This window comes from Jatrophihabitans lederbergiae (genome assembly GCF_031845305.1).
In the GTDB taxonomy this organism is placed as follows: Bacteria; Actinomycetota; Actinomycetes; order Mycobacteriales; family Jatrophihabitantaceae; genus Jatrophihabitans_A; species Jatrophihabitans_A lederbergiae.
The window spans coordinates 58,324-66,232 of the sequence record NZ_JAVREH010000012.1; the positions used below are offsets into that span (position 1 = coordinate 58,324).

The window sequence follows — 7,909 nt, forward strand, 5'->3', positions numbered from 1 at the left end:
GACCCTGACCAGTCCGCCCGTCCTCGCGCCGGAGAGCTGCGTGGTGCACGATCGCGGCTCCGCGCGAGGCTTTGTCGACGCCCACATCACCCCGTACGCCAACGACTTCGAGCGCGAGGGCAGGCTGCCCGAGGAACTGCTCGAGCGCATCGGGGCAGCCGGGCTGTGGGCGCCGTTCCTGCCGCGCGAGGTTGGTGGCGGGGGCCTGGATCTGGTCACTCTCGGCCACATCCACGAGGAGGTCGGCCGCGGTTGCTCCTCGGTCCGCAGCTTGCTCACCGTGCACACCATGGTCGCCTGGGCGCTGCAACGTTGGGGCAGTCCGGCGCAACGCGCGCAGTGGACCTCGGCGCTGTGTAGCGGCGCGGTGCTCGGGGCGTTCTGCCTGTCCGAGCCCGAGGCCGGCAGCGATGCGACCGGCATCCAGACGACCGCGGTCGAGACCGGCGGCGGCTGGGTCCTCAACGGGGTGAAGACCTGGATCACCAATGGCCAACGGGCTGATCTCTTTCTCGTGTTCGCCCGCACGGCCGACAGCATCGGTGCCTTCCTGGTGCCGCGGAGCACGCCGGGCGTCGAGGTTCGGGCCATTCCCGAGATCCTGGGCACCCGCGGCTCGATGCTGGGCAAGGTCAGCTTTCGCGACGTCAGGCTCGGCCCGGACGCGCTGCTCGGCCCCAGCGGCTTCACCGCCGGCATGATGCTGACCGGCACGCTGGACCTGGGCCGATACAGTGTGGCGGCGGGCTCCGTGGGCATCGTCCAGGCCTGCCTGGAGGCGTGCGCGACGTACACCACCCGCCGCACGGTCGGCGGTACGGCGCTGCGCAACCTGCAGTTGATCCAGGCCAAGGTGACCGACATGGTGACCGACGTCCGGGCGGCCAGGCTGCTGGTCGGCGAGGCCGGCCGACTCAAGGACGCCGGTGAGGCCTCCACGATCATGGCGACCTGGGTGGCGAAGTACTTCGCCTCCACCGCCGCGGCGAAGCACTCGTCCGAAGCCGTGCAGATTCACGGAGCCAACGGTTGCGGGCCGGACTACCCGGTGGCGCGGCTGTATCGCGACGCCAAGGTGATGGAAATTATCGAAGGCAGCAATGAGGTCCAGCGCATCACGATCGCTGGCGCGGCATATCGGGAGATGAACCTGTGAGTGTTGACAACCTGTTGGAGCCGGCCACGGTGAGCGTCCTTCCCGAGAAGCCGGTGCGGGGCCGCATCAAGGTGGTGGTGTGGGATCTGGACAACACCCTGTGGGACGGCGTGCTGCTGGAGGACGACCGAGTCACCGCCCGTCCCTCGGTGGTGGCCCACATCCGGCACCTGGACCAGGTGGGGGTGCTCAACTCCATCGCCAGCAAGAACGACCGGACCGCCGCACTGGCCACGTTGGCCGAGCTGGGACTGGCCGACCTCTTCCTGTTTCCGCAGGTGAACTGGAACCCCAAATCCAGTTCCATCGAACTGATCGCCAAGGCGCTGAACCTGGGCCTGGACGCGTTCGCCTTCGTCGACGACCAGGAGTTCGAGCGCGCCGAGGTGGCCCACGGCCTGCCGCAGGTGACCTGCGTGGACATCCTCGATCTCGACGAGGCGCTGCGGCGACCGGAGTTCCGGCCCCGGTTCGTCACTGACGAGTCGGCCAAGCGGCGCGAGATGTATCAGGGCCAGATTGCCCGGGACGAGCTGGAGCAGGACTTCGTCGGTACGAACGACGAGTTCCTGGCGAGCCTGGGCATGTGCTTCACCCTGGAGCGTGCCAAGCAGCAGGACCTGCAGCGCGCGGAAGAGCTGACGGTGCGCACCAACCAGCTCAACTCCACCGGCAAGACCTATTCTTACGACGAGCTCAACGAGCTGCGGGAATCACCGGATCACCTGCTGCTCGTCGCCTCCCTCACCGATACGTTCGGCAGCTACGGCAAGATCGGACTCGCCCTGGTCGAGAGGGGCGAGCAGGTATGGCAGCTGCGGATGATGCTGATGTCGTGCCGGGTGATGTCGCGTGGCGTCGGGATGGTGCTGCTCAACCACATCATGACGCTCGCCAAGCAGGCGGGCGTGGCCCTGCATGCTGACTTCGTCGAGACGGGCCGCAACCGGATGATGCAGATCACCTATGCCTTCGCGGGCTTTCGTGAGGTGAGCCGCAACGGCAACCTGGTGGTGCTCGGCGCCGACCTGGACTCGCTGCAGGCGCCGCCGCCCTACGTCCGGCTCGAGATCCTCGGATGACGGCCACCGTCGAGCAGTCCAGCCGGTGGCTGCCGCTGCGGACGCCGGGCAGCACCGGCCTGCCGCTGTTCTGCTTTCCACACGCGGGCGCCGGCGCCTCGGCGTACCGGTCCTGGGTCGGCCGGCTGCCCGGTGTCGAGGTGTTGCCGGTGCAGGCCCCCGGCCGTGAGGCGCGGTTGCGGGAGCCCGCCTACGAGCAGCTCGGCCCGATGGTCGAGGAGCTGGCGACCGTTGTTCTGGACGCGGTGGACGGTGGTCCGTATGCCCTGTACGGGCACAGCCTGGGCGCGCTGGTGGCCTTCGAGACGCTGCGGAAGATCCGTCGGCGTGGGGCGACCGAGCCTGCGCACCTCATCGTCTCGGGCTGCGCCGCGCCGCAGTGCCCGGTCGAGGACGGGCCGCCCGTCACCGGCATGTCGCAGGCCGAGCTGGCCCGGATGCTGGGCAAGCTCGGCGGCACCCCGGCGTGGCTGCTGTCCGATCCCGAGCTGCTGCAGATGATCCTGCCCGCGGTCCGGGCCGACTTCAGCGTCAAAGAGACCTACCGGTACGTCGAGCAGGCGCCCATCAGCGTTCCGCTCACCGTGCTGGCCAGCACTGCCGATCCGCGGGCCGCGCACCACCTGCAGGAACGGTGGCGTGAGCTGACGGCGGCGGAGTTCCGGCTTCATACGCTTACCGGCGGCCACTTCGCGGTGCTGGAGCAGCACGAGCGCACCCATCAGCACCTCAGTCACGCGCTGGCTGCGGCCCTCGGCGCGACCGCGGGCTGAGCGCTGTCCGCCGATGTATGGCAGACAGCTGACTGGCAGTGAATAGCCAGTGGTCACGGTCTGTGGCATTCCCGCAAGGTCTGGCAGCATGTCCGGTATAGCCGGACGCCGGAATCGACAATAGTTTGTGGTATGCGAAGGATGGCACATGTTTGCATCGTGGGGAACGGCGATAAGCAGGTTGCGGTGGCTCGTACTGATCCTGGCGGTGGCCTTTCTCGCCTTCGCCGGGGTCTGGGGGACCGGCGTATTCGGCAACCTGTCGGGCAGCTCGGACCTGGACGATCCGGCGAGTGAGTCGCAGCAGATCAATGCGCGGGTCGTGGCGGAGTTCGGGCCGCAGACCGTCGATTTCGTAGCGCTCTATTCCAGCAATGACCTGGCCGTCAGCGATCCGCGATTCCGGGCCGCGGTGCAGGATGTCGCGACCAAGATCCGCGCCAGGCCGACCGTCGCCGCGGTCACCACCTACTACGAGACGCATTCGCCGGCCCAGATCTCGCAGAACGGCCACGAGACCTTCCTGACCGTCCGAATGGCGCCCGGGTCCTCGGACGGAGCGGCGAAGAAGGTCCGCCACAACCTCGCAGCGAGTGGCCTCACCAGCCAGGTCGGTGGCCAGCGTGCCGTCGACCTCGATATCAACGACGCGGTGCCCAAGGACATCGAGCGGGCCGAGATGATCGGCATGCCCATCCTGCTGATCGCGCTGCTGATCGTGTTCGGCAACGTGGTGGCCGCGCTGATGCCGGTGCTACTCGGTGGGTTCGCGGTCCTCGGCGCGTTCATGGTCGTCCGGATCATCACGCTGTTCACGAGCGTGTCCATCTTCTCGATCAACATCATCACAATTCTCGGGCTCGGCCTGGCCGTGGATTACGGGCTGTTCATCGTCAGCCGCTTTCGGGAGGAGCTGGACAGGGGCCATCCGGTCGAAGCGGCGGTGTCGCGCACGGTGGCGACGGCGGGCCGGACGGTCGCGGTGTCCGGCCTCCTGGTGATGCTGGCACTGTCGAGCCTGACCATTTATCCCCAGGTCCTGCTGCATTCCATGGGGCTCGGCGGTGCGGCCGCCGTCCTGGTGGCGATGATCGCCAGCCTCACGGTGCTGCCGGCCCTGCTCGCCGTACTGGGCCACCGAATCGACTCGTTGCGGCTGCCCTGGTCGCGTCGTCGCAAGATTCCCACGCTGACAGGCGCACTCGCGGCACGGACTCCAGGCGGTGGCCGATGGGGCCGGATCGCCGGCAGCGTCATGGCCCGGCCGGTGGTCTACCTGGTCGCGGTGGTGGCGGTTCTCGGTGTGCTGGCCGCCCCGTTCGCCCGGGTGCACTTCGGCGGGATCGACGAGCGGATGCTGCCCGCCCCCACTCAGAGCCGGGTCGTCACCGAGCGGTTGGCGGCAGACTTCCCGGACGGCGGCATTCGCCCGATCCGGGTGCTGATCAGCGACGCCCCGGCCGCCGCGGCCGCCGGTTTCACCCAGCAGGTCAAGGGGGTCGCCGGGGTCTCCGACGCTGTCGTGGCCGCTCAAAAGGGCAACTCGACCCTGCTCAATGTCAGCTTCACCGGTGACGCGAGCTCACCCGCGGCCCGAGCGATCGTCGAGCACATCCGGGCGCTCAGCCCGCCCGGCGGCGCGAACGTGATGGTCGGTGGCACCACGGCCGGAGTGGTGGACCAGCTGAGCTCGCTGATGTCGCGGCTGCCCTGGATGACGCTGCTCGTCGCCGGGATCACCTTTGTATTGCTGACCATTGCGTTCGGCTCGCTGGTGGTGCCGCTCAAGGCGATCGTGATGAACCTGATCTCGATCGGTGCCGCATTCGGCGTGGTCACCTGGATCTTCCAGGACGGCCACCTGGCGGGGCTGTTCCACTTCACGCCGACCGGCTACGTCGAGGCCAGCCAGCCCATCCTGATGGTGGCCATCCTGTTCGGACTGTCCATGGACTACGAGGTGTTCCTGCTGTCGCGGATCCGGGAGCGCTGGGACGAGACGGGTGACAACACCCTCGCCGTCCGCAGCGGCGTGCAGCAGACCGGCGCCCTGATCACGACGGCGGCCGTGCTGCTGTGCGTGGTGGTCGGCAGCTTCGCGACCTCGGGCATCACGTTCATCAAGATGATCGGCGTCGGCATGGTGGTGGCGCTGCTGGTCGACGCCACCCTGGTCCGGCTGCTGCTGGTGCCGGCAACGATGCGCCTGCTGGGCCGCTACAACTGGTGGGCACCGCCGTTCGTGCAGGCGCTGTACGGCCGCTACGGTGCCCGCGAGAGCGACCCGGTGGACGACACCGCCGCTGCGGTGTCACAACCGGCGCTGGTGTCCCACCCGGCATAGCCGGCCCGGACCGATCAGCGGCTGCGCTTGCGGCGGGCGGCATCCAGGCGGCGCTGCGCGGCGGCGTTGCGGCGGGTCCGCTTGATCATCGTGACCCCGGCGGACAGGCCGAACAGCGCGGCTCCGGGCGGTCCGGCGACCCACATCGGCCAGAACACCTTGTGCCCACTGTGCATGGTGACCAGGGCCCAGACCACGAGGTTGATCAGCACCGCGGTGAACCACACGGTCCAGAGGATCTTCACCCATAGCGGCAGGTCGCTGATCACGCCGCTGGATTCCTCGGCGACCGGGCGCTTAACGGGCGCGGACACCGGCTGCGGCGGCATCGACCGGCCGTCGTCGGGCAGGTCCGCGCACACCAGCGCAAGCTCGCTGTAGGTCGTCGAGCGGTACGCGCTGGCGACCCGCTCGTCCCACTCGTGCAGGTTGAGCCGGCCCTCGTCCAGTGCCTTCGTCAGGCGGTCCGTCACTGCCTGACGGTCGCTGTCGGAGGCCCGCAGGTCCCCGGCTGTCCGGGCCTCACGCCGTTCGTCCATGTGCTTGCCTCCGCGCGTCTGCCGTCACCGGTCCAGCACCAGCGCCCCTGTCGGGCGAAGGATGGCCCGCAGTTGCCATTGGCTCCTGGGCACACCCTAACCAGTCGAGCACCCGGCCTGAGGTTGCCGGCGCTGTCAGGTTGCGGACAGCGCAGGTCTGCGAACCGGGGTACCGCTGACCTAGATTCTCCGACAACTTCATGCCAATAGCGGTCGCTCACTGACTTCTCTATGTTCTGAATTGACCACCCGGATCAGGCGAATTCAGTCCGCTGAGCAACTCGGCGTGCTCGCACTTTTCGAATCCGGACCTGAAACCCTGGCCGCCGTCAGTGCGATTACTTAGGATGTGACGACTTGCTCGATGTCCATGACCTCAGCAAACGCTACGGCGCGGTCAACGCGCTGGATGGATTCAATCTGCAGGTGGCCTCCGGCGAGATCGTCGGGCTGGTGGGCCACAACGGCGCAGGCAAGACGACCTTCGTCGAGATCGCGTCCGGTCTGGTCCGCGCCGATCGCGGCTACGTCACTGTCAACGGCCGGGTTCCAGCCGACGCCCGTGGCGACATCGGCGTGACCCCGCAGCACATCGGGCTCTACCCCTCGATCACCGTGCGCGAGCATCTGCTGCTCTTCGGCCGGCTGGCCGGGCTGCGGCGGGCCGCGTTGGCCGCCTCGATCGAGGAGCTCGCCGTCGCACTCCGGCTGACCGAGATCATGGACCGCCGCACCGGCGTCCTGTCCGGCGGTCAGCAGCGCCGCACCCAGGCGGCGACCGCGCTCATCCACAAGCCCTCGGTGCTGCTTCTCGACGAGCCGACGGCCGGGGCCGACCTGGAGACCCGCCAGGCGATGCTCGACGTCGTGAAGCAGCGAGCCGGTGAGGGGGCGGCGATCGTGTACACGACCCACTACCTGCCCGAGTTGACCGAGCTGCACGCCACCATCGCGGTCATCCGTGACGGCCGCATCGTGGCCAGAGGAAACTACGACGAGCTGGTCCAGGGCCTGCCGGGCGAGGTGCGGGTGATCTTCGAGGACGAGGAAGATCTGCGCGTCTCGACCACCGAGCCGACGGCAACCCTGATCGGCCTGCTCAGTTCCACCGACCGCGCGATCAGCGCGGTCGAACTTCGCAACGCCTCCCTCGACGACGTCTACCGGTCCCTGGCGGTCAACGATGCTTCTTGACACTCCGCACCGTCCCAGCACCATGGACGGGCTACGTGGCTCCGCGTACCGGATCAGTGCCATCGCCCGGCACAACCTGATCATCCGGCTGCGTGACCCGGGCCAGATGATCAGTTACATCGTTATGCCGATGGTGCTGATGGTCGTGCTGAAGCCGCTGTATATCAGGGCTGTGAGCGGCGGCGCGGTGCAGGTGGTGACCGGGCTGCTCGTGATGTTCTCGGTGTTCGCCATCGCGATCGCCGGCAACTCCATCCTGGTGGAGCGGCACTGGCACACCTGGGACCGGCTCCGGCAGAGCCGGGCATCGGCAACCGAAATGCTGCTGGGCAAGACCATTCCGATCTTCGTGCTGATGCTGCTGCAGCAGACCCTGCTGTTCGTTTACGGCTGCCTGGTGATCGGCGTCCGGTTGCCGCACTCGGTCGGTTACATCGCACTCGCCATTCCGGTGTGGGCGTTCTCGCTGCTGGCGATGGGCGCGGCCCTGGCTACGGTGGCGCGAAGTCTCGGCGAGCTCGGCGTGATCTCCGACGTGGGCGCGCTGGTGCTCAGCTCGCTGGGCGGCGCCCTGGTGCCGTTGAGCATTCTGCCCGGCTGGGCGCGGGCACTTGCCCACATCTCGCCCGGCTACTACGCGCTGTCGATGATGCAGGCCGCGATCCGCGGTGACGGCCGCGGGGTGCTCGTACCCGCCGCGGTGCTACTGGTGCTCGGCCTGCTCGCCGGTGCCTACGCCGTACGCCGGCTGGCCCGCGGCTGGGGCCGTACTCGGCTGCTGTAGCAGCCACCCGAACCCGTTCACCATGCAAAGCGCGAGA

7 protein-coding genes are annotated in these 7,909 nt (G+C 68.2%); 6 read left to right on the top strand and 1 reads right to left on the bottom strand.

The features are described from left to right. The first annotated feature begins 4 nt into the window (after positions 1-4). The 4 genes from RM423_RS11240 to RM423_RS11255 all read left to right on the top strand — a co-directional run bounded on the left by RM423_RS11240 (position 5) and on the right by RM423_RS11255 (position 5,355). On the top strand, positions 5-1,156 hold the full coding sequence (locus RM423_RS11240; protein WP_396327694.1) for an acyl-CoA dehydrogenase family protein: 1,152 nt from the start codon (positions 5-7) through the stop codon (positions 1,154-1,156). Then, positions 1,153-2,238 carry an HAD-IIIC family phosphatase gene (locus tag RM423_RS11245; protein ID WP_311423126.1) on the top strand — a complete coding sequence of 362 codons (1,086 nt, stop codon included), beginning with the start codon at positions 1,153-1,155 and terminating at the stop codon, positions 2,236-2,238. The genes RM423_RS11240 and RM423_RS11245 overlap by 4 nt, the downstream gene beginning before the upstream one ends. Beyond that, positions 2,235-3,011: a thioesterase II family protein gene (locus tag RM423_RS11250; RefSeq protein ID WP_311423127.1), complete on the top strand. Its 777-nt coding sequence runs from the start codon at positions 2,235-2,237 to the stop codon at positions 3,009-3,011. The genes RM423_RS11245 and RM423_RS11250 overlap by 4 nt, the downstream gene beginning before the upstream one ends. 148 nt (positions 3,012-3,159) lie before the next feature. Further along, positions 3,160-5,355: an MMPL family transporter gene (locus tag RM423_RS11255; protein ID WP_311423128.1), complete on the top strand. Its 2,196-nt coding sequence runs from the start codon at positions 3,160-3,162 to the stop codon at positions 5,353-5,355. A gap of 14 nt (positions 5,356-5,369) precedes the next feature. Here RM423_RS11255 and RM423_RS11260 read toward each other — a convergent pair whose 3' ends face one another. Further along, positions 5,370-5,894, bottom strand: a complete 525-nt coding sequence (locus RM423_RS11260; protein WP_311423129.1) for a DUF1707 SHOCT-like domain-containing protein — start codon at positions 5,892-5,894, stop codon at positions 5,370-5,372. 357 nt (positions 5,895-6,251) lie between these two features. Between RM423_RS11260 and RM423_RS11265 the strand changes: the two genes are divergently transcribed. Both RM423_RS11265 and RM423_RS11270 read left to right on the top strand, forming a co-directional pair. Next, the gene (locus RM423_RS11265) at positions 6,252-7,088 is read left to right on the top strand and encodes an ABC transporter ATP-binding protein (protein ID WP_311423130.1); all 837 of its coding nucleotides are present in this window, start codon (positions 6,252-6,254) and stop codon (positions 7,086-7,088) included. After that, positions 7,078-7,872 carry an ABC transporter permease gene (locus tag RM423_RS11270; protein ID WP_311423131.1) on the top strand — a complete coding sequence of 265 codons (795 nt, stop codon included), beginning with the start codon at positions 7,078-7,080 and terminating at the stop codon, positions 7,870-7,872. The genes RM423_RS11265 and RM423_RS11270 overlap by 11 nt, the downstream gene beginning before the upstream one ends. Positions 7,873-7,909 lie beyond the last annotated feature (37 nt).